This window comes from [Borrelia] finlandensis, assembly GCF_030438365.2.
Classification (GTDB): domain Bacteria; phylum Spirochaetota; class Spirochaetia; order Borreliales; family Borreliaceae; genus Borreliella; species Borreliella finlandensis.
In genome coordinates this window covers 879,389-902,601 of the sequence record NZ_CP124070.1, presented here as the reverse complement: position 1 = coordinate 902,601, position 23,213 = coordinate 879,389, and the positions used below count along the sequence as shown (strand labels likewise).

Genomic DNA, 23,213 nt, shown 5'->3' with positions numbered 1-23,213 from the left:
TGCAATAAAAGCCTATCTTTTTGTTTCTTATTAGTTCCAAAATGCAAACAAATCCATCCTAATCTTTGTATGATATGTCACTTTATTGTTAGTTTTTTTCAACTTTCATAAAAATAGACTTTCTTTTCTGGAAAGTCAGCTTTGTTTCTCTTTCTTTTAGCCGTTTTTCCACTTTTTATTTTAATTGCCCTAAAAATATGTTTAGTATTCAACTAAAAGAAAATAATCCAACCTTAAAAACTCAAATAAATGTTAGCTATAATAACTAAAATAGAAATAAAAAACTCAATCATAAATAATGGCAAAACAAACTTAAACCACGTACCATAGCTTAATCTAGATATCCCCAATACAGCCATTATAACTCCGCTGGTAGGTGTTATTAAATTAATAAGCCCAGATGCAGTTTGCATAGCAATAACAACCGAAGCTCTTGGAATTGACAAAAAATCAGCAAGGGGAGCCATTATTGGCATAGTAAGACTAGCATGTCCTGATGAAGATGGAACAACAAATCCTATAAATATTTGAATAATTTCATTCAATATGATAAAAAAGGGTCTTGGAAGATTGTATAAAAAATTAGTAGCAGCATTTAACATAGTATCTGTAATAAGCCCATCATCACATACTATCATAACACCTCTAGCAAGTCCAATAACAAGAGCAGCGGTTAGCAGACTTTCAGAACCTTTCACAAACGCATCCCACATTTCAGTCTCACCTAATTTACAAATAAAAGCCGATATAATAGCAACTCCAAGATACAACATTGTCATTTCTTGCATCCACCAACCAAGATTAACAATGCTAAATATCAAAATCAATATCATAAATCCAAATAAAAGTAAAACTAATTTATGAGCAAAAGTAAACTCAAGGACATTTTGAGCATTATCTCCAGTAGAAAGTCCATCTTTTTTAACAAAATATTGATAATGTTCATCTTTTTGAGAATACACAAGCGATTTTGAGGGATCCTTTTTAATTTTAGACGCATAAACACAAACATAGATTACAGCAACCAATACTGATACAAAATAAAGAACAATTCTAAAATAAAATCCATCTTGCAAGCTAATAGAAGCTATTGCAGATGCAATTCCTGTCGCAAATGGATTTACAGTAGAGGCCATAGTTCCCACTCCAGCTCCTAAAGCAATAATAGCCGCTCCGACAAGACTATCATAACCCAAAGCCACTATCAAAGGAATCATAACAAAATAAAAAGGAAGGGTCTCTTCACTCATTCCGGTTACAGTTCCACCAATTGAAAAAATAAACATTAACAAAGGAATAAGCAATTTATCTTTGTGCCCCAATTTCTTAATTAAAAAATAAATTCCCGCATCTATTGCTCCAGTTTTCATAATAATTCCATAAGCGCCCCCAACAATTAAAACAAAAACAATAACTTCAACTGCATGCTCCATCCCCTTTGACATTGCAGTTAAAATAGTCATAATAGGATGTAAAAATCCCCTAGGGCCTCGATCTACATATTGATAAGTTCCAGCAACAATTATTTCCCTTTTAGATCCATCACCCATTTGCTTAAATTCTTTATCAAATTTACCGGCAGGAATCACATACGTTAAAATGGTAACAAATACAATTAAAGAAAATATTATTGTAAAACTACTTGGCATTTTGATCATAACGTTTCTCCTAAATAATTTCATAAATTTAATTTCACATAAAAAATACTGTTATCCCAAAGTTGATACCATAATAGCTTTAATGGTATGCACTCTATTTTCAGCCACATCAAAAACAACTGAATTTTTACTTTCAAAAATTTCTTCTGTAACTTCAATTCCATCAAGTCCGTATTTATCAAAAATATCCTTACCAATCACGGTGTTTAAGTCATGAAAAGCAGGCAAGCAATGCATAAATATTGCATCATCTTTTGCCATGCGCATTATCTCTTGATTAACCTGATAAGGCTTTAGAAGATTTATTCTATCTTCCCAATTACTCTCCCCCATAGATACCCACACGTCTGTATACACAACATCAGCACATTTAACAGCCTCTTCTTTAGAATCTGTAATTGTAATTTTACCCTCACTCTCTAGGGCTAAAGACCTAGCCTTAAGCGTCAAATCGGGGTCTGGAAAAAGCTCTTTGGGAGCAAAAATTCTAAAATCAAGCCCCATAATAGCACAGCCTTTCAATAAAGAATTAGCAACATTCCCCCTACCATCGCCACAAAACACTATTTTAATCCCTTTTAAACTCCCCTTATGTTCTTTTATTGTCATTAAATCGGCTAGTATTTGGGTTGGGTGAGAAATATTTGTCAATCCATTGTAAACAGGAACATTAGAATAATTCGCCAAACATTCAACAGTCTCTTGAGAAAAGCCTCTAAACCCAATAGCATCATACATGCGCCCCAAAACTCTAGCAGTATCCATCATAGACTCTTTTGAGCCTATTTGATTACCCTTAGATCCTAAATAAGTAATATTTGCCCCTTGATCATAAGCTGCAATCTCAAAAGCACACCGGGTCCTTGTTGAATCTTTCTCGAAAATTATAACTATATTTTTACCTTTAAGTTTCTGCACCTCAATTCCTGCATATTTTGACTTTTTTAAATCAATCGATAAATCAAGTAAATATTTAATATCTTTGCTTGTAAAATCTAAAAGATTTAAAAAGCTCCTATTTCGTAAATTATACATCAACCACCAACCTTTACAATCAAGTTTTTAAAAACTCATTTAACTCATGCTTAAATATTAAATATCCTCTCTTACTAAAGGCATAGACATACATCTTGGCCCACCACGACCCCTTGAAAGCTCGCTAGACGGAATTCTGTGAACTTTAATGCCATTTTCTTCAAACAGCTTATTAGTTACATGATTTCTAGAATAAGCAATTACTTCTCCTGGAGCTATCGCCAAAACATTAGCACCATCATTCCATTGTTCTCTTGCACCATGTATTAAATCTCCACCCGCACATTTTATTATGTCAATTTTTCTGCCTAAATAAAAGCTCAAAACATCTTTGAGCTTGGCTTTTTCTTTTTTAATATTAATTTTATTAGAATTTGAATTATAAGTTAAAACATAAATTGAGAAATACATATCATCACTTGTAAAACTTGTAAAAACACTATAATCAATTTGAGTAAAAACTGTGTCTAAGTGCATATAAGCTCTATTTTTTGGAATTTTAAAAGCCAAAATTGTGCTAAATGGAGCCTTATTTTTAAAAAGACTAGCAGCTAGTTTTTCTACAGACCCCGCTTCTGTTCTTTCTGAGATTCCAATAACCAAAAGATCTTTATTTAAAACAAACTCATCCCCACCTTCCAAAGAAGTTTCTTCCCATCTATTAAACCAAATTGGAACATTTTCTTTGTAAGTGAAATGATATTTAAAAATATACTCTGCAAATATTGTCTCTCTACGTCTAACCTTGGTAGACATTTTATTTATTGTAATTCCATTACCAATACTAGCAAAAGGATCTCTGGTAAATAAAACATTGGGCATAGGATCAATAACAAAAAGACTTGACCCATTAACCCAATCATCAAGCGAAAATTCACAATCTTTAAGCTCTTCTCTTGCAACACCGGAAATCATTTTAGAAACCATATTATCAACAGTTAAATTAGAAAAATAATCTTTTAAGATATTAATTGCACCATCTGTTTTTATTTCTGCTTCCAGAATAAATTGAGATATAAATTTATTTTTGAGCGCTACAGAAGAAGCAAGAACTTCACTAACAAGATCCTCAACATACTCAATTTCAACTGAATTATTTTTTAAAGTATTTACAAAAACTTCATGCTCTTGTCTTGCAACTTTAAGATAAGGAATATCATCAAATAAAAAATTTTTCATAATAAAGGGCGTCAAATTTTCCAATTCTTCTCCTGGCCTATGAAGCAAAACTTTTTTCAAACGACCTATTTCCGAAAATATATTTATTGGGTTTAAATATCCTTCCATCGATTCCCCCTTTATGAAAATTATCATATATTAAAATATTATAGTTTATATTAAAAAATATCAACTTTTTTTTAAAAAAATTAAAAAATTGCAAAAACAAAAAAGGGATTCTAAAAAACTTTAAATCAAAAACATTGATAAAAAATTATGCTAAAATACTACTCATGAAGGAAATCAATAAATTAATGTTATTAATATTAACTGCACACATTTTATTATTCTCTTGTGCCTTAATTACAGATAACAAATCAAAAAATCTAAGCACATCAGAAATCATATTAACACAAAAAACACCACTGGAAAGCTCTTTAATAAAAAATCCTTCTAATGTAGAATATCGAATACCAATATCCAATATCCAAGAAATTTTAAACAATAATGATAATTCTTTTTTAATAAAACAAACAGCAGCAAAAATCAAAATAAGCCCGCAAAAACTTGAAGAAATAAAAAACTATCTAAATGCTTATAAAAACTATCTAAATAATGAAACAGAATGGATAAAGTTTATAGATCAAAGTAGCGTCAATGGAAATCTAATAATTAAAATTGATACTGCTTTTGAAAAAAAAACAAATTTTAATCATACAACTTCAGATAATGAAAATTTAACAGAACTAATAGAACTACAAATGCATCTAGAAAAAGAAATTTTAAACTTAATTGAGCAAACATTTCATGATAAAAATTTAGGATATATACAATTAAGTCACATCAATTCATTCTTTCCTCAAGAAAATATAAACTCAATAACAAAAGAAATAATAGATGGAAAAGAATATGTTGCACCACACATAATAGCAAATCAATTATTAAAAATAAAAGATAAAAAATATTTTGAACAATTTATGCACTTTTTAAAAGTTGAAAACAGCAAAATAAAAACAATAATTGAAAAACAAAAAATTTCAGATCTTCACAATGAACTGTATTATTCAAAACAATCCCCGCCCAGAAGAAGAAAAAGGTCAACTGCCAGCTCCGACAATAACAATAAATACGATATAATACCAAAAATAATAGACCCAAATACAGGCATTGAAATAACTCCTAAAAATTTAAGATCTATTTTATCAAATGGCGACATAATACTAATAAAACCAAAAATAGATTGGACAGAGTTTTTTTATTTTTGGCAACATGTAGGAATATTTGATGAAGAAAAATATGAAGCTACTAAAAAAATTGCATTCGATGGAAATGATAGTTTTGATATAAAATCAATAATTACAAGCAATCAAATCAAATTCGATACAGCATCTACTCAGGGCTCAGGATACGAAAAGCTTTCAACATACGTACAATCAAGAATATTAAAAATATTCTCACCAATAACAGACACAAGAACAATTCAAAAAGCTATTAATTTTGGAAGAAGTAGATACATTGACAATAACTTTGGATATATGGTTCCATTAATATCCTCTAATTTATGGACAGATTCATTTAATCTCGAAGAAATTCACAACAAAACCTATTGCTCTTTAATGGTTGATAGAATATATAAAATAGCAGGACTTAATGTATCAAGAAATTACGAAATTTCGGGAATAATTACTCCTGGAGAAATAAATGCAGCGGCTTACAATTTTTACATGTCTTATACGATTGCAGGAACACTTCCAAGCGTGCTTCCAAAAAGGCTCATTAAACCAACATTAAAAGAAAAATTCATTGGTTACAATAAAGAAATAGTAGATGCAATAGAATTAAAAAAATCGAAAGAAAAAATTTTTGGGAGAGCTTGCAACATTACAAATATCTGGTGCTTAGGAAGTTAATACTACCCATGAACAAATATTATGCCTGTATTTTGATTAACAGCAATGAAAAAATTATTTTCAAATCCTGGGAAGAATGCAAAACCGCTATTAAAGGAAAAAACAATAAAATAAAAAGTTTCAAAACAATAGAACAAGCTCAGAATTGGCTATTTAATAATGAGAATAAAATAATTAACCATCACCCAAATGGAATATATTTTGATTCTGGAACAGGAAGAGGAAAGGGCGTAGAAATTAGAGTTGTAAACGAAAAAAGAATTTCAATATTGGATAAAATCTTAGATAAATCCTTGATTAATGAATATGGAAATTATTATGTCAAAAATTTTCAAGGAATTAGCAATAATTTTGGGGAACTGCTTGCCCTATATACAGCTCTCAAAATAGCATTAAAAGAAAATATAATAAACATATTTGGTGACAGTAAATTAATAATTGACTATTGGTCAAAAGGAATCTATAATAGCAAAAAATTAACACAAATTACTATTAATTTAATCAAAAAAACAACCGAACTAAGGAAAAAATTTGAAGAACAAGGTGGAAAAATTTCTTTTATTCCAGGAAATGAAAATATTGCAGATCTTGGTTTTCATAAAACTAAATAGAAATATTGTCAAAAAATACATAAAAACAATATTTCTGATTTCAATGGTTTATTTTTATTGTTGTACAACAATAAAAATAAACCATGATTATGAAACTGATTTTAAAGTTCTAGAATCTCCCTCTAAATACATCAACATAGATGTAATTAAAGCTACAAATGAATATATTTATATTCAAATTACAAACAATAGCTTAGACGTAGTAAAAATAAATTGGCAAAACACTAGTCTTAACAACAATAAGATCGTCTTAAAAAAAGAAGATCTTACAATAAACAATGAAACAGGGTATAAAAATAAATACAGAGAGTTTTTTATTGGCCCTAAAACTTCATTTAAATTTAAAGCATATCCATTAAAAATTCATTCTAAAAACAAAAATAGCAATAACTTAAGCTCAGCTATTAAATATCCGTCCATTTTCAAACTCAACATAACAAAAATAGGAATTGAAGCAAAAAAAACAATAAATGTTTTAATAACAAGAACTATAAAAATTAATGTTAATACATGAAAATCGTTATTATTTTTTTGTTTTTCTATTAATAATAAGCTCATAGTTTGTATCTTTATTGTTTTCAAATGATGCTTTTATAGGAGCAAAAAAATTCCAAGAAATATAAATTGTAAAATTATTTCTCCAAATAGGAGAATAAATTCCGTCAGATCCTATTAATAAATCTGGCTCTAAATTATATTCGCCAACAAATTTCCAATCATAAAAATTGAATTTAAAGCCTGATGAAAATTTTTTAATTTTAAAAAGTGAATCTTTTCTGTCTTGAGAATTAAAGAAATTGAAAGATTTTAATAAATCAGCAAAGACATTAACGGGTTCAAGACCAATTTGGTCCATATATCCTTTAAAGTATTTAAAAGTCTTAGTATTAATAGACAAAGTAGAAAAGTAAATTTCTAAAAACTCTGTGTATTTAAGCTTAAAAGTCAATGCGGATCGAAGTTCATTGTCCGTAAATTTCTGCAAATTTATTTTCCAGCCAACATCTACCCCTAAGGTAAAAGAAAGCTTATTGTCAAAAAAAGTTAAAACGTACAATTCCTTCTTATAACTAGAATCTAAAGAATATGGAACAAGTTTAGTTGTAGTGCCAATCTTGGAAAAATCTCCTTTTAAAGGATCATAATTATATTCAAATTCATCTTTCATAGCAAACAAAAATTGAAAATCAAAAACATTAAGCTTAAAAGAAAGTTCAGAAACTCTATTTATCAAAGGATCATAGGCGACTAAAAAACTAAATTTAAAATAATCCAAATATCTCGGCTCAATTTTATAATACAAAGCAGGAGACATTTCTAAATTTTTATAAGGCGATGATGGTTTTTGAGGCTCCAAAGGATTTTGAACAGTAGAAATTCCAGAGTTTTTCATAACATCTTCTTTAAACTTTTTATAATATTTAATTCCAATCCCAGCTTCTTGTAGCAAATAAGGAAAATCTAAAGAAAGTTTAAGCTCAGAAGAAGCTTTAATATCTTCAAAACTATTTTTTAATTCACCTGAAAGCTCAGTAGTAAAATAATCATAATCATAAATTAAAGAAGCTGTTAAACTTTGATAAAAAGTTTCCGGATCAGATAAAAAAATACTACTATTCTTATTAACCAAAGATTTTACATTAGAATCATATTTTTTATTAAATGAATATAAAGTAGCCTTATTTTCAAACTTTAAAGTACTTCTAGAAAATAAAGGATATCTAATAAAAGGAAGCAAGTTTAAATTTATTTGGTTAATAATAGCGTGCTCACTTTTTTTATCTTTATCTTCAACCTTAAAATCTTTATTTAAAGGACTATACTCAACAGTATTAAGATACAATAAATTTTCAAAAGTAATTAAACGATTGTAAAAATCAGCATGAATTTTTATATCCGTTTTATTTTTTATATCAAATAAATAATTTTTTATTTCATAATTAAAGTCCTTTGGACTTGTTATACCATAATTATTAAAAAAAACATTATTTCTTAAATAAGGATTAATGCCAAACCTAATAAAAAAAGAATCGGATTGATCAATATTTTTTAAAGTAATTGGTTCTGGAGGAATATATAAATCTTTGGTTAATTCTGTTGTTTTTTTAGTATTTTTCTCCTTCACACTCTTTTTATCATTATCTTTATCTTCTAGATTTTTAATTTCTGGACGCATTATCATTTCTTTAGTATCAGCTGGAAATGTCCATTGATTATTGTAAAGATCTTTTTGAAAATTCAAATCAATATATGGAGCATAAATTCTCTCCAAATAAAACCATTTTCTTGTAGGATCATTAACATCTTTTGGTTTCTCCAAGGGAGATTTAATATAAAGATTCTCATAACCCGACAATTTAAAACTTAAACCTAAATTATTTAATTTATAATCTAAAATTGAACCGTCATTAAATGTTCGCTTATAAAAAGAAGATAAATTCCAATCAAAAGTGCTAATGCTGGTTTGCTCTTTAACTGAATCTTTATCTAAATTTAAAAGAGAAAAAAATGTAGCACTTTCTATTCTATCTCTAAAATCAATATTAACATACGGGTCAGAATAGTGCTCTAAAACAACCGAGAAAAGCGCATCACTTAAAAGAAATTCTGTTTTAAATTTAAGTAAATACCTAAAAGGAACTTCAAACCCAAATATATCTCCTTTGTTAAGATTGGAAAAACTAAAAAGAGATTGTTTTAAAGTCCTATTATCAAAAGGATAATATCCTCCATCGTAACTATAAACATTCCTGGTAAAACCCAATCCAAAATTTCCTTCCAAAGTTTTAAAATGCCCCAAAGTATTGCCCAAATTAAAATCAATTCCAGAATAAAATCCCAGATTAGCATAAATGTCAAAAATAAGCTTAACATAATCTTTATTAGCACTGGGTGCTAAATTTTCTGCAAAAAAATAAGTTAAATATCCATTTCTTATATAAGGTTTTTTACCCGAATTATAAACAGAATTGAAATCAAAATCCAAAAAAGAAGAATCTTCACTTGAAGATTTATTACCAAAAAGATAAACGGTATTAAAAACAGAAAAACCTTTTCGTGGATTTAGACCTAAAGATGGATTAAAAAACAAACTATCTCCCGGTCTGAAAAAAAAAGGCATATAAAATACTGGAACTCTTCCCATGTAAAATATGGCATTTAAAAACCCAAAATCTCCCGAGGGCAATACCCATATTTTAGAAGCCTTGATTGAATAGTAAGGTTCTGGAATTTTACTAGTTGTTGCAAAAGCTTGTTCCAAAATGGTAACATCGTTGTCTATCTTTTTTAAAACCTTTCCTCCAAACGAAAGAATATGATCTATTTGATTTTTTTGCATTTTTTTTTGAAGAATACCATCTTTTAATAAAAAATTTTGAGAATCAAAATCGACAAGAAATTCATTGCCATAAAAATAAAGCTTTTCATTGGTATCCATATCAAGAATATATTCAACATTTCCAATAGCATAAAGTTTTTTAGAGTTCTTATTAAGGACTATTCTGTCGCCTTTAATATTGTGCTTTTTATTTTCTTTAATATCTTCAACCAAGATATTAACTCTTCCTTCAAAAATAATACTTTCATCTTTAGTAAGTACATAAGTGAAATTTTCAAGATTATCTGCAGTTTCAATTATTATTTTATATCTACCAGGTCCGGCAAGTCCCTTTCCTTTGACAAAAAGCTCAGGATCTATTCCAAACTTTTTTAAAAGTAATTCTCGTATTTTTGAAACATCTGTTTCTTTTAGGCCCTCTTTTAAGGCCCATTTTTTTAAATCCTCATCGGTTGAAAGCTCAAGTTCTCTTAAATAAGATTTTTGACTTAAAGTTAGCTTATCCCTTTTTTTAGAATTTTCATCATCTATAGTCTGGGCAAAAATTGCATTAGAAAATGTTAAAAAAATTAAAAATACTATAAAAGATTTTTTAAAAACATTCCTGTATAGGAATTCTCGCATTTTGCAACCTCTTCAGGAATACCAGAAACAACGATATTTCCCCCTGCCAACCCACCATCAGGACCCAAATCTATTATATAATCTGCCTGTTTAATTACATCCAAATTATGCTCTATTAGTACAACTGTATTACCATTGGAAACTAACCGCTGCAAAACCTCTAACAACTTCTTTATGTCATCAAAATGCAGCCCAGTTGTTGGTTCATCAATAATATAAAAGGTTTTACCCGTGCTCTTTTTACTTAACTCAAAAGCCAACTTAATGCGCTGAGCTTCTCCTCCTGATAAAGTTGTTGCAGATTGTCCTAATTTAATATATTCAAGTCCAACTTCAATTAAAAATTTTAAATAATGACTAATTTTTGGGACATTCTCAAAAAATTTACTTGCCTCAAAAACACTCATCTCTAAAACATCATGTATATTTTTTCCTTTGTATCTAACTTCTAAAGTTTCTTCATTGAATTTTTTACCCTTACATAAATCACAAGGAACAAAAACATCTGGTAAAAAATGCATTTGAATATTAAGATACCCATCTCCTTGACATTTCTCACACCTTCCACCTTTAACATTAAAAGAAAATCTGCCGGCTTTAAAACCCCTTGACTTTGCATCTGGAAGCTTAGCAAAAAGCTCCCTAATTTCTGTAAAAAATCCAACATAAGTTGCTGGGTTTGATCTTGAAGTTCTCCCTATTGGTTTTTGATTTATTTGAATAATTTTATCGATTTTTTCGTACCCAACAATATCTTTAAAGCCATCACAATACTTTTCATTAAGCTTTAATCTACTATCAAGAGCGGGATATAACACCTCGTTAAGTAAAGTGCTTTTTCCACTACCAGAAACACCTGTTATTACGGTAAAAACTCCCAAAGGGATACTTACGTCTATATTTTTAAGATTATTTTTATTAGAACCTAAAAGCAAAATTTCTCCCTTATCTGCCTTTCTTCTAGAGCTTGGAATATCTATTTTAAACTTGCCGCTAAGATATTGACCAGTTAAACTATTTTTGCTATTTAAAATATCAATTAGAGCTCCCTTTGCAACTATTTCCCCCCCAAGAATTCCAGCACCAGGACCCATATCAATAATATAGTCTGCAGTACGCAAAGTTTGCTCATCATGCTCAACAACAATTACAGTATTGCCAAGATTTTTAAGATTAACAAGAGTAGAGATTAATTTTTCATTATCTCTTTGATGAAGACCAATGCTTGGCTCATCAAGAACATAAATAACACCCGAAAGTGCTGATCCTATTTGAGTAGCAAGCCTAATACGCTGAGCCTCACCACCAGATAGACTGCCTGATATTCTATTTAAATATAAATAAGAAAGGCCAACATCAATTAAAAATTTAAGCCTACTTTTAATTTCCTTTAAAATTTCTTTAGATATTTTTTCGTCCACTATATCAAGCTGCAAGTTTTCAAAAAATACATAAGAATCAAATACCGACAAATTGGTAAGATCTTGAATGTCTTTCCCATTAATTTTCACAGTTAAAGCTCCAACGCTTAAACGCTTCCCTTTGCATGAATTACATATTTTTTTAGACATCAAATTTTCGTAAAAAATTTTAGTGCTCTCTGATTCTGTTGCAAGATATCGCCTTTTTAAAAGGGGCAAAAGTCCTTCAAATGTTTTAGAATAATGAAATCCCCCATCTAGCTCCTTTGCTTCCATTTCTTTAGACTGGTAAATAAAATCTATTTTTTCATTTGAGCCGTATAAAATCTGTTTAAGAACTTTATCTGGAATGTCTTTTATGGGAGTATTTAAGTCAAAATTATAATGTTTAGCAAGTCCTTTAAAAATAGCCACAGACCAAGATGAACTTGTCTTAAACGTAAGAAAAGCATCATCATTAAAAGAAAGACTAGTATCAGGACAAATGCTCTCAAAATCAAACTCAAGTGTAACGCCAAGACCAGAGCACTCACTGCAAGCACCAAATGGACTATTAAATGAAAAAAGTCTGGGTTCTATAAGAGGAAGTGAAAATCCACATAAAGGACAACTATTGTGCTCCGTGAACAGTTTGTCTATTTTTTCCAAATCATTATCAATTTCCACTCTTAAATATCCATTAGAAACAGCAAGAGAAGTCTCAATAGATTCTGCAAGTCTAACTCGAACATTATTACCAAGCTTAATCCTATCAACTATAATTTCAATGGTATGTTTTTTATTTTTATGCAAATTTAAATTAAGTGCATCTTCTATTAAATAATCTTCAGAATTTATCCTAACTCTATTAAAACCTTGATTTAATATTTTTTCTAAAACCTTTTTATGAGAGCCTTTAGCCCCCCTTACAATTGGTGCAAAAAGTATAACCTTGGATCCCTCAGAATAACTTAAAATAGTATTAACTATTTTATCTAAAGATTGCTCTTCTATTAATCTGCCATCATTTGGACAGTATGCTTTACCAATTTTTGCAAATATTAGTCTATAGTAATCATAAATCTCAGTAATTGTTCCAACAGTAGAGCGGGGATTGTTGCTTATTGTTCTCTGCTCAATAGCTATAGAAGGAGAAAGTCCATCTATATAATCAACATTGGGTTTTTTCATTACACCTAAAAACTGCCTTGCATAAGCTGAAACAGATTCCATATATCTTCTTTGACCTTCTGCAAAAATAGTATCAAAAGCCAGAGAAGACTTGCCAGAGCCACTTTTGCCAGATATTACAACTAAACCATCTTTTGGAATATCTACATCAACATTTTTTAAATTATGTTCTTTTGCTCCTCTGACAATAATTTTTTTTTTCAAACTTTTTTCCAAAAATTACACCTCTCTTTTTTTATTACGAGCTATACTAATTTTGCTACTAAGCTCTTTTATTTTATCTCTTAAAACAATTGCGTCTTCAAATCTTTCATCATTAACAGCTTCTTCTAAGTCAAATTTAAGCCTATCAATAAGCTTTTTTTTAGACAATCTCTCACCTGAAATAATTTTTTCAAAATCATAGCCAACATTTTTATTTTTATTATTAAGTTCTTTTTCTAAAATATTTTGAATCTTTTTAACAATTGTCTTAGGGGTAATATTATTTTTTCCATTATAATCAATCTGAATTTGACGTCTTCTATTAGTCTCCTCAATTGCCTCCCGCATAGCTACACTAATTTTGTCGTAATACATTATTACAAGTCCATTAGAATTTCTAGCAGCCCTACCAATTGTTTGTATTAATGAAGTAGCAGATCTTAAAAATCCCACCTTATCAGCATCTAATATTGCAACAAGAGAAACTTCTGGAATATCTAAGCCCTCTCTAAGCAAGTTAATCCCAACAATAACATCAATTTCAGATTTTCTAAGCAGCGAAATAACTTCCACTCTCTCAAGAGTATCAAGCTCTGAATGTAAATATTTTGCCTTTACGCCAAGATTTACTAAATATTCGGTCAAATCCTCAGACATTTTTTTTGTCAAAGTAGTAATTAAAACCCGCTCTTTAAGAGCCACTCTTTTTTGAATTTCGCTGTAAAGATCTTCCATTTGCCCATCAGAATGTCTAGTAATAATTTCAGGATCAACAAGACCTGTGGGACGAATTATTTGATCAACAACCACGCTACTTTTCTCACTCTCTTCAACACCCGGAGTTGCAGATACAAACACAACCTGATTAATTAATGCGTCAAATTCATCATATTTAAGGGGTCTGTTTTCAAGCGCTGCAGGAAGTCTAAACCCAAAGTTAACAAGATTTAATTTTCTGGAATGATCTCCATTATACATTCCCCTAAATTGAGGCAATGTAACATGAGATTCATCTACAAATAATAAGTAATCTTTCGGAAAAAAATCAAAAAGACAATAAGGTCTTTCCATTGTACTTCCACTCAAATATTTAGAATAATTTTCAATGCCCGAACAAAACCCTGTTTCTCTAAGCATTTCCAAATCATACTCTACCCTTTGTTTGAGTCTCTCGGCTTCTACAAGTTTGCCATTGTCTTTAAAATATTGACATTGAAGACTTAAATCATGAGATATTTTGGGTATCGCTTCTAATACGTTTTTATAAGGAATTACAAAATAAGATTTAGCAAAAAGAGTAAAACTATTTGTAGCTCCTAAATTTTTTTTAGAAAATGAACTAACTCTATATATTTCAACAATTTCATCAAAATCTAAACAAATTCGATAAGCAAACTCTCCATGTTCACTGCTAGGCCAAATTTCAACAACATCTCCCTTAATTGAAAATTTATCTCTTTCTAGATTCATTAAAGTTCTCTCATAATAAAGCTCTACAAAAATATCTGATATTTCTTTAATAGAAATCTTTTGACCTACAAAAAATTCTCGTGCTGATTTTTTGAAAAAATCTGGAGATCCAAGAGCATAAATTGAAGATACGGTTGCAACAACAATTACATCTCGTCTTTTAGCAAGAGACGTTACCGTTCTTATTCGCTTAATTTCTATCTCAGTATTAATAGTGGCTTCTTTTTCAATAAATAAATCTTTTGAAGGAACATAAGATTCTGGCTGATAATAATCATAATAAGAAACAAAATACTCAACAGCATTATTTGGAAAAAAATCTTTAAACTCTCTATAAAGCTGTGCTGCTAATGTTTTGTTATGACTGACAACTAAGGCAGGCCTGTTTAGATCTTTTATTATATTTGCAATTGTAAAAGTCTTCCCACTACCTGTAACGCCTTTTAAAGTTTGATATTTATTTCCAAGCAAAATAGAATTTTCAATCTCTTTTATTGCCTTAGGCTGATCCCCAGCAGGAAGATATTCTGACTTCAAAAAAAAATCTATCATTAATTTAACGACCAAAATTTAATACACATTCTTATAAATTATATGATAATAAATTCTATATCAAGTATATAATTCATTATAAATCAATATAATTTAATTAATCTTTGTTTAATAAAATAAAAGGAAATATTGATGCAAAAAATCGAAGCTAAAAGAAAATTGAAAAATTACATTCTTCTTGAAGAAGATATGCATTTTAAAGAAGAAGCAATAAAAATTCAAAAAACAAACAATTCAACAGAAATTCTAAATAGATTTTACAAAGATCTAGAATTTGGCACTGCTGGAATAAGGGGAATCATTGGAGCTGGAACATGCTACATGAACACATATAATATAAAAAAAATAAGCCAAGGAATATGCAACTACATACTTAAAATAAATAAAAACCCCAAAGTTGCAATAAGCTATGATTCAAGATATTTTTCAAAAGAATTTGCTTACAATGCTGCTCAAATTTTTGCCTCAAATAATTTTGAAACATATATATATAAAAGTTTAAGACCTTCCCCCCAACTATCTTATACAATAAGAAAATTTGACTGTGATGCTGGCGTTATGATAACAGCAAGTCATAATTCAAAAGAATATAATGGATATAAAGCATATTGGAAAGGTGGAATCCAAATAATACCACCTCATGACACACTAATAACTAATGAAATTAAAAATGCAAAAAACATAATAAATACAACTACCATAAAAGAAGGCATTGAAAAAGGGATCATCAAAGAACTTGGCAATGAAATAGACGAAGAGTATGTGAAAACAATAAACAAAGAATTGCCTGATTTTGAAAAGAACAGCAAAGAAACAAACTTAAGAATAGCCTACACAGCATTACATGGCACCGGTGGGACCATAATAAAAAAACTCTTTGCAAATAGCAAAATACAGCTTTTTTTAGAAAAAAATCAAATACTACCAAATCCTGAATTTCCAACAATAAATTATCCTAATCCAGAAAAGCAAACATCAATGCTTAAAGTAATAGAGCTTGCAAAAAAAGAAGATTGTGACATTGCCCTTGCAACAGATCCAGATGCCGACAGAATAGGGATTGCATTTAAAGATCAAAACGAATGGATATTCTTAAACGGAAATCAAATATCATGCATTTTAATGAACTATATACTCTCAAAAGAAAAAAATCCTAAAAATACATTTGTAATATCATCATTTGTAACAACACCAATGCTAGAAAAAATTGCAAAAAAATATGGTTCTCAAATTTTTAGAACTTACACAGGATTTAAATGGATAGGAAGCTTAATTAATGAAATGGAAAAAAATGAACCAAATAAAAAATTTGCTTTTGCATGCGAAGAAAGTCATGGATATCTAATAGGAAGAAAGGTTAGAGATAAGGATGCATTTTCAGCCATAAAAGGAATTTGTTCTTTAGCACTTGACTTAAAAGCTAAACAACAAACAATTAAGGATTATCTTGAAAAGATATACAAAGAATTTGGATATTATGAAGAATTTAATATAGAAAAAAACTTTGAGGGGGCCAATGGAGAAATTCAAAGAGAAAAGTTAATGCTAAAACTAAGAAAAGAACAAAAAGTACAATTTGCAGGAATTAAAATAATTGAAAAATTAGACTATAAAACTCTTAAAAAGATTAACTTTAAAAATGAAATTTCAGAAATTAAAGAATATAAATACCCCATAAACGCAATAAAATTTATACTTGAAAACGAAATTGCAATAATTGTAAGACCCTCTGGAACAGAGCCGAAAATTAAATTTTACATATCTGTAAAACTAGAGTATAAGGAAAAACATAAAATATTTGATATAATAAATGCAATAAAGATGGAGATAAAAAAATATTAACATAACAGAAAATTTAATAAATTTGGTAGAAATAGACTCAAAAGAAATTGCAAGAAAAAATAAAAATAAAGAGGTTTCAATTTGGCACTTATTAATGTCTATAATTACCACTCCCAAAAAATCCGAAATAAAATTTATAGATACCAAAACTCTAAAAAACATTAAACAAGAAGTTATATGCGAAATAGATAAATTAGAGAAAATTTTAATAGAAAAAAACGAGATAATTATACCCAAAATCAATAAAGAAATCTTTACTCTCATAAAAGAAGCTAAAAAGGAATTTAAATCCAAGCCTTTAATAGGGGCAAAAGAAATTTTTTATCAAATATTAAAAAATAAAAAACTTCTTAAAAAACACAAACTAAGTAAATCTAGCTTCAACTTTAAAGATCAAAATATATTAGAATACATGGAAAAAAATAAAATAAGATTAATTGAAACCTACAAAGAATTTGATGAAGAAATACGACTTGAAAATGAGCACTTTGAAATTGGAAAGTATGTCAAAAATTTAACAGCACTTGCAAAAGCCAAAAAATTAGACCCTTTGATTGGAAGAGAAGCAGAGATTAAAACTCTTACAAATATACTCTTGAGAAGAAACAAAAATAGTGCAATGCTAATAGGCGAACCTGGCGTGGGAAAAACGGCAATAGTTGAAGGCCTTGCATCAAGCATAGCACAAAAAAAAATAAGTAGCAAACTACAAGACAAAACAATTCTAATGCTTAAGGTTTCAAACTTGGTATCGGGAACAAAATATAGAGGCGAATTTGAAGATCGTTTAAACAATATAATTAAGTATATTGAAAAAAACAAAAACACAATCATATTTATTGACGAAATACACACTCTAATAGGAGCTGGAAACTCTGAAGGAGCTCTTGATGCATCAAATATACTAAAACCATCACTTTCTAGAGCTGAAATACAAATTATTGGCGCAACTACTTACAATGAATATCGAAAATATATTTCAAAAGACAAAGCATTCGCCAGAAGATTCCAAACAATTACTGTAAAAGAGCCTGATCAAGAAGATACACTAAAAATAATCGAAAATATTGCAAAAAATTTTGAAGACTATCATGGAGTGATCTATGAAAAAAGCGCGCTTTTAAATATAGTAAAACTTTCATCCAAATACCTAATAAATAAAAGATTTCCAGATAAAGCAATAGATATAATAGACATTGCCGGTGCAATCAAAAAGGAAGAACTTACAAAAGACAAAATCATAACATCAGATGATATACAAAAGGCAATAAATGAAATACTATCTATTAAAACAGCAAATAACACTAAAGAAGAAATTTTGGAATTAAAAGAAATAGAAAGCGAAATAAATAAAAAAGTGATCGGACAAAAACATGCGGTAAGCGAACTTATCAAAGAAATTATTAAAGTCAAACTTGGACTTAATGACGATTCTAAGCCTTTAACCTCAATATTGCTAATAGGATCAAGTGGATGTGGAAAAACTACTTTAACTGATGAAATATCTAAAAAAATTATCAAAGATCAAAATTCAGTATTAAGATTGGATATGTCAGACTATAAAGAAGAAAACTCTATTTCAAAATTAATTGGCACAAATCCAGGATACGTAGGCTACTCTGATGGGGGCATTCTGACAAATAAATTAAAACATTCATTTGAAACTTTAATATTGTTTGAAAACATTGAAAATGCCCACAACTCTATATTAAACCTAATAAGTCGAATGCTTGAAAACGGAGAACTTATTGACAGCAAAGAAGATAAAATACTATTTAAAAACACAATTATAATAATGACTACAAGCATTGGATCTAGAATGCTTCTTGGAGAAAAAAATATTGGATTCAACAAAAATCAACAAAAAAGCTTAGAAACAAAAAGCTTTAAAGAAGAAATAAAACAAGATCTTGAAAAAAGATTTAAATTATCCTTTTTAGACAGAATTCAAAAAAAAATTATACTAAATGTCCTTACAAAGGAAAATGTAGAAGAAATTTGCAAAAACTACTTAGGCACCCTTAAAACAAAATTTTACTCTAAAGGAATCGAGATAGAAATAAAAAAAGATGTTGACAAATTCATAACCACAAAATACTATAAAAAAAATTCAGGAGCAAGAAGCGTAATTGCTGCAATAAAGGGGAAAATAGAAGAAAATATTATCACCAAAATAGCTGAAAATCAAAACATAAATAAAATAACGATTTATTTAGAAAAAGAAAAAATAATAATAGAATAAAGAGGAATTATAATATGTTTAAAAAAGTAGAAAACAAGGCAAATTTTCCCAAAATAGAAGAAAAAATATTAAAATTTTGGAATGACAATAAGATCTTTGAAAAATCAATAAAGCAGAGAGAAGGATGTGAAGAATTTACATTTTATGACGGACCGCCTTTTGCAACAGGACTTCCTCATTTTGGACATTTTGTTCCAAACACAATAAAAGACATAATTCCAAGATATCAAACAATGCAAGGCAAGCATGTTAAAAGAAATTTTGGATGGGATACTCATGGACTACCCGTTGAATACGAAGTAGAAAAAAAATTGGGAATTTCTGGAAAATACGAAATAGAAAATTATGGCATTGAAAATTTTAACAAAGAATGCAGAAAAATAGTGCTTAGATATACAGAAGAATGGAAAAATATAATCTTGAGACTTGGAAGATGGGTAGATTTTGAAAAGGGCTACAAAACCATGGACATAGGCTTCATGGAATCCGTGTGGTGGGTATTTAAAAATCTTTATGACAAAGGTTTAATCTACGAAAGTTACTATGTACTACCCTATTCCCCAAAGCTTGCAACTCCGCTTTCAAATTTCGAAGTGAATCTTGGAGAATACAAAGAAGTCAATGACCCATCATTAACAATAAAATTTAAAATTAAAGATAAAAACGAATACTTACTAGTGTGGACAACCACCCCCTGGACATTGCCCTCAAACCTTGGAATTGCAGTAGGACAAGAAATAGAATATTCTAAAATTTTTGACAAAAAAAAAGAAGAGATTTTAATACTTGGATCAAAAAAGCTTAATAGTTATTATGATGATGAAAATTCATATACTATTATAGAAAAATTCAAAGGAAGCAAGCTTGAAGGCATAGAATATGAACCTATTTTTAACTACTTTTTAGAACAAAAAGATAAGGGGGCTTTCAAGGTACACACAGCTGATTATGTTACAACTGACGATGGAACAGGAATTGTTCATATTGCTCCTTTTGGAGAAGAAGACTACAAAATACTCAAAAAACACACAAATGTCGATATAATAGACCCCTTAGATGCTGAATGTAAATTTACAAATCAGGTAAAAGATTTTAAAGGACTTTTTGTAAAAGATGCTGATAAAAAAATAATAGAAAACCTAAAATTACGCAATTTTTTATTCAAAAGAGAAAATTATCTACACAGGTATCCATTTTGTTATAGAACAAACTGCCCAATTATTTACAGACCAATAAGTTCATGGTTTGTAAATGTAGAAAAAATAAAAACCAAACTCTTAGAAGTAAATGAAAAAATTAATTGGATGCCAGCCCATTTAAAAAAAGGAAGATTTGGAAAATGGTTAGAAAATGCAAAAGATTGGGCAATAAGCAGAAACAGATTTTGGGGAAATCCAATTCCAATTTGGATATGCTCAAAAACAGGAAAAAAAATTTGCGTTGGATCAAAAAAAGAGCTTGAAAACCTATCTGGCCAAAAAATCGAAGACTTACACAAAGACCAAATAGATAAAATAACCTGGCCAAGCAAAGACGGTGGCACATTTATCAGAACGAGCGAGGTTCTCGATTGTTGGTTTGAATCTGGAGCAATGCCTTACGCAAGCAACCATTATCCATTCACAAATGAAATTAATTTTAAAAATATATTTCCTGCTGACTTTATTGCAGAAGGTCTAGATCAAACAAGAGGATGGTTTTATACTCTTACAATCCTGGGAACTGCTCTTTTTGAAAACACAGCATTCAAAAACGTTATTGTAAATGGACTTGTGCTTTCAAGCGATGGAAGAAAAATGTCAAAATCATTTAAAAATTATACAGACCCAATGCAAGTAATAAACACCTTCGGAGCTGATGCTTTAAGGCTTTATTTAATAATGAGCCCTGTAGTTAAAGCTGATGATTTAAAATATAGCGACAATGGAGTAAGAGACGTTCTTAAAAATATAATAATACCCATTTGGAACGCTTATTCATTTTTCACAACTTATGCAATAATTGACAAATTCAAACCTCCAAAAAATCTCAGCCTGGCTAAAAACAATAACCTTGACAAATGGATCATAAGCGAACTTGAAAGTCTAAAAAAAATACTAAATACGGAAATAGACAAATACAATCTAACAAAATCAATAGAATCTTTACTTGAATTTATAGATAAATTAAACAATTGGTACATAAGAAGATCAAGGCGAAGATTTTGGAAATCAGAAAACGATAAAGACAAAAATGATGCCTACGAAACATTATATTATGCAATCAAAAATTTAATGATTTTACTTGCACCTTTTATTCCATTTATAACAGAAGAGATTTATCAAAATTTAAAAACCGATGAAGATAAACAATCAATACACCTTAACGATTATCCAAAGGCAAATGAAAATTTCATTAATAAAACAATTGAAGAGAAAATAAATCTCGCAAGAAAAATAACTTCAATGGCAAGATCACTCAGATCATTGCACAATATAAAAATACGCATGCCTATTAGTACGATATATATTGTCACAAAAAATCAAAATGAGCAAAATATGCTAATGGAAATGCAAGAAATAATATTAGATGAAATAAATGCAAAAGCAATGAAAATAAAAGCTAACGAAGAGGAGCTTATAACTTACAAAGCAAAAGCAAACTTTAAAGAACTTGGGAAAAAGCTTGGAAAAGATATGAAAGCGGTATCTGCTGAGATTAGCAAGCTAAAAAATGAAGACATAATAAAAATAATAAATGGAACATCCTACGAGATAAAAGCAGCCAATGCAAAGCATTATTTATCATTAAATGATATAATATTAGAAAGAGAAGAAAAAGAGAACTTAAAAGTAATAAATGAAGAATCCATTACAATAGGGATAGACTCACTAATCACTAAAGAGTTGTACTTGGAAGGGCTGACAAGAGAATTTGTAAGGCAAATACAAAATTTAAGAAAAGAAAAAAATTTTGATGTTAGCGATAGAATAAATTTATACATAGAAAATAATGAAACTTTGAAAGAAATGCTAAATAAATTTGAAAAATACATTAAAACTGAAACATTAGCCTTAAATATCATATTAAACAAAAGTAAGCTAGAAAAAAAAATAAACCTTGCCGATGACATATTCACACTAATAGGAATTGAAAAATGTTAAAAACATTAACAAAAATAATTACCATTTCATGCCTCATAGTGGGATGCGCTAGTCTGCCTTACAGCCCTCCAAAACAAAATCTAAATTACTTAATGGAACTTTTGCCTGGCGCAAATTTATACGCCCATGTAAATTTAATTAAAAACAGGTCTATTTATAACTCTTTAAGCCCTAAATATAAATCGGTTCTTAGGCTTATAAGCAATTTATACTTTAGCTATAAAAAAGAAAATAACGATTTTGCTCTACTAATAATGGGCAATTTCCCAAAAGATATTTTCTGGGGAATTCATAAAAATAGAAATACAGAATCAATAGGCAATATATTTACAAATCCAAAATGGAAACTTAAAAATTCAAATATATACATTATTCCAAACAAAGCTAGAACTAGCATTGCAATAACCCAAAAAGATATAACCTTAAAAGACAATAATATGCTAACAACAAAACATATTGGGGAAATAGAAAAAAATGAAATGTTTTTTTGGATTCAAGATTTAACATTATTGCTCCCAAGCCAAATAGCAAGCAGCAAAAATTTAATCCCCTTTAGCAGTGGAACTTTGTCTATAAATAGCTTAAATCAAGACGAATATATTTTTAAATCCTTAATCAAAACAAATAATCCATCAATACTAAAAATATTGTCAAAAAAGTTAATTCCAACCGTCTTGGCAAACATGACAAATCTCACAATATCAAGCCACATAAAGACCACAATAAAAGACCAAAATACAGTTGAAATAGAATTTAATATTCAAAAATCTAGTGTTGAAAGCCTTATAGAAAAACTAGCTTTAAATATTCAAACCTAAAATTTCTGTCACTCC

General features: G+C 29.0%; 13 protein-coding genes. 7 read left to right on the top strand and 6 right to left on the bottom strand.

All coding sequences use genetic code 11. The features are described from left to right. Positions 1–233 precede the first annotated feature (233 nt). From QIA19_RS04810 to arcA, 3 genes are read right to left on the bottom strand one after another with little or no spacing between them, the layout of a single operon-like run. Positions 234–1,658 (bottom strand): YfcC family protein, encoded by a 1,425-nt coding sequence (locus tag QIA19_RS04810; protein WP_301366204.1) that lies wholly within the window; start codon positions 1,656–1,658, stop codon positions 234–236. A 51-nt stretch (positions 1,659–1,709) separates the two neighbouring features. Then, a complete protein-coding gene (argF, locus tag QIA19_RS04805) occupies positions 1,710–2,693 on the bottom strand; it encodes an ornithine carbamoyltransferase (protein WP_301366202.1) in 984 nt (327 codons plus the stop codon). Positions 2,694–2,750: 57 nt separating this feature from the next. Next, positions 2,751–3,980 (bottom strand): arginine deiminase, encoded by a 1,230-nt coding sequence (gene arcA, locus QIA19_RS04800; RefSeq protein ID WP_301366201.1) that lies wholly within the window; start codon positions 3,978–3,980, stop codon positions 2,751–2,753. Between the two features lie 164 nt (positions 3,981–4,144). On the opposite strand from arcA, the gene QIA19_RS04795 reads away from it, so the two are divergent. Genes QIA19_RS04795 through QIA19_RS04785 form a run of 3 tightly spaced genes read left to right on the top strand, consistent with a single transcriptional unit; the run spans position 4,145 to position 6,886 of the window. Further along, on the top strand, positions 4,145–5,761 hold the full coding sequence (locus QIA19_RS04795) for a hypothetical protein (protein WP_301366246.1): 1,617 nt from the start codon (positions 4,145–4,147) through the stop codon (positions 5,759–5,761). Between the two features lie 8 nt (positions 5,762–5,769). After that, positions 5,770–6,372, top strand: coding sequence for a ribonuclease H family protein (locus tag QIA19_RS04790; protein ID WP_008882103.1), 603 nt, complete (start codon positions 5,770–5,772; stop codon positions 6,370–6,372). Continuing rightward, positions 6,341–6,886, top strand: coding sequence for a hypothetical protein (locus tag QIA19_RS04785; protein WP_008882154.1), 546 nt, complete (start codon positions 6,341–6,343; stop codon positions 6,884–6,886). The genes QIA19_RS04790 and QIA19_RS04785 overlap by 32 nt, the downstream gene beginning before the upstream one ends. Positions 6,887–6,895: 9 nt before the next feature. Here the strand turns inward: QIA19_RS04785 and QIA19_RS04780 are convergent, their stop codons facing one another. The 3 genes from QIA19_RS04780 to uvrB are packed head-to-tail and all read right to left on the bottom strand — an operon-like array spanning position 6,896 to position 15,153. After that, complete coding sequence (locus tag QIA19_RS04780; RefSeq protein WP_301366194.1) at positions 6,896–10,336, bottom strand: LPS-assembly protein LptD; 3,441 nt, start codon at positions 10,334–10,336, stop codon at positions 6,896–6,898. Then, positions 10,291–13,143: an excinuclease ABC subunit UvrA gene (uvrA, locus tag QIA19_RS04775; protein ID WP_301366192.1), complete on the bottom strand. Its 2,853-nt coding sequence runs from the start codon at positions 13,141–13,143 to the stop codon at positions 10,291–10,293. The genes QIA19_RS04780 and uvrA overlap by 46 nt, the downstream gene beginning before the upstream one ends. A gap of 3 nt (positions 13,144–13,146) precedes the next feature. Next, the gene (gene uvrB, locus QIA19_RS04770; RefSeq protein WP_301366190.1) at positions 13,147–15,153 is read right to left on the bottom strand and encodes an excinuclease ABC subunit UvrB; all 2,007 of its coding nucleotides are present in this window, start codon (positions 15,151–15,153) and stop codon (positions 13,147–13,149) included. 132 nt (positions 15,154–15,285) lie between these two features. On the opposite strand from uvrB, the gene QIA19_RS04765 reads away from it, so the two are divergent. Genes QIA19_RS04765 through QIA19_RS04750 form a run of 4 tightly spaced genes read left to right on the top strand, consistent with a single transcriptional unit; the run spans position 15,286 to position 23,198 of the window. Then, positions 15,286–16,995 carry a phospho-sugar mutase gene (locus QIA19_RS04765; RefSeq protein ID WP_301366188.1) on the top strand — a complete coding sequence of 570 codons (1,710 nt, stop codon included), beginning with the start codon at positions 15,286–15,288 and terminating at the stop codon, positions 16,993–16,995. A 22-nt stretch (positions 16,996–17,017) separates the two neighbouring features. Then, a complete protein-coding gene (locus QIA19_RS04760) occupies positions 17,018–19,237 on the top strand; it encodes an AAA family ATPase (RefSeq protein ID WP_301366186.1) in 2,220 nt (739 codons plus the stop codon). 14 nt (positions 19,238–19,251) lie between these two features. Then, the gene (gene ileS, locus QIA19_RS04755) at positions 19,252–22,380 is read left to right on the top strand and encodes an isoleucine--tRNA ligase (protein ID WP_301366184.1); all 3,129 of its coding nucleotides are present in this window, start codon (positions 19,252–19,254) and stop codon (positions 22,378–22,380) included. After that, positions 22,374–23,198: a hypothetical protein gene (locus tag QIA19_RS04750; RefSeq protein ID WP_301366182.1), complete on the top strand. Its 825-nt coding sequence runs from the start codon at positions 22,374–22,376 to the stop codon at positions 23,196–23,198. Before ileS ends, QIA19_RS04750 begins: the two co-directional genes overlap by 7 nt. Positions 23,199–23,213: the final 15 nt, after the last annotated feature.

Coding starts and splice junctions, on each gene's coding strand:
- QIA19_RS04765 (WP_301366188.1), top strand. CDS start 15,286: ATGCAAAAAATCGAAGCTAAAAGAAAATTGAAAAATTACATTCTTCTT.
- QIA19_RS04780 (WP_301366194.1), bottom strand. CDS start 10,336: ATGCGAGAATTCCTATACAGGAATGTTTTTAAAAAATCTTTTATAGTA.
- QIA19_RS04790 (WP_008882103.1), top strand. CDS start 5,770: ATGAACAAATATTATGCCTGTATTTTGATTAACAGCAATGAAAAAATT.
- arcA (WP_301366201.1), bottom strand. CDS start 3,980: ATGGAAGGATATTTAAACCCAATAAATATATTTTCGGAAATAGGTCGT.
- ileS (WP_301366184.1), top strand. CDS start 19,252: ATGTTTAAAAAAGTAGAAAACAAGGCAAATTTTCCCAAAATAGAAGAA.
- argF (WP_301366202.1), bottom strand. CDS start 2,693: ATGTATAATTTACGAAATAGGAGCTTTTTAAATCTTTTAGATTTTACA.
- uvrB (WP_301366190.1), bottom strand. CDS start 15,153: ATGATAGATTTTTTTTTGAAGTCAGAATATCTTCCTGCTGGGGATCAG.
- QIA19_RS04795 (WP_301366246.1), top strand. CDS start 4,145: ATGAAGGAAATCAATAAATTAATGTTATTAATATTAACTGCACACATT.
- QIA19_RS04750 (WP_301366182.1), top strand. CDS start 22,374: ATGTTAAAAACATTAACAAAAATAATTACCATTTCATGCCTCATAGTG.
- QIA19_RS04810 (WP_301366204.1), bottom strand. CDS start 1,658: ATGATCAAAATGCCAAGTAGTTTTACAATAATATTTTCTTTAATTGTA.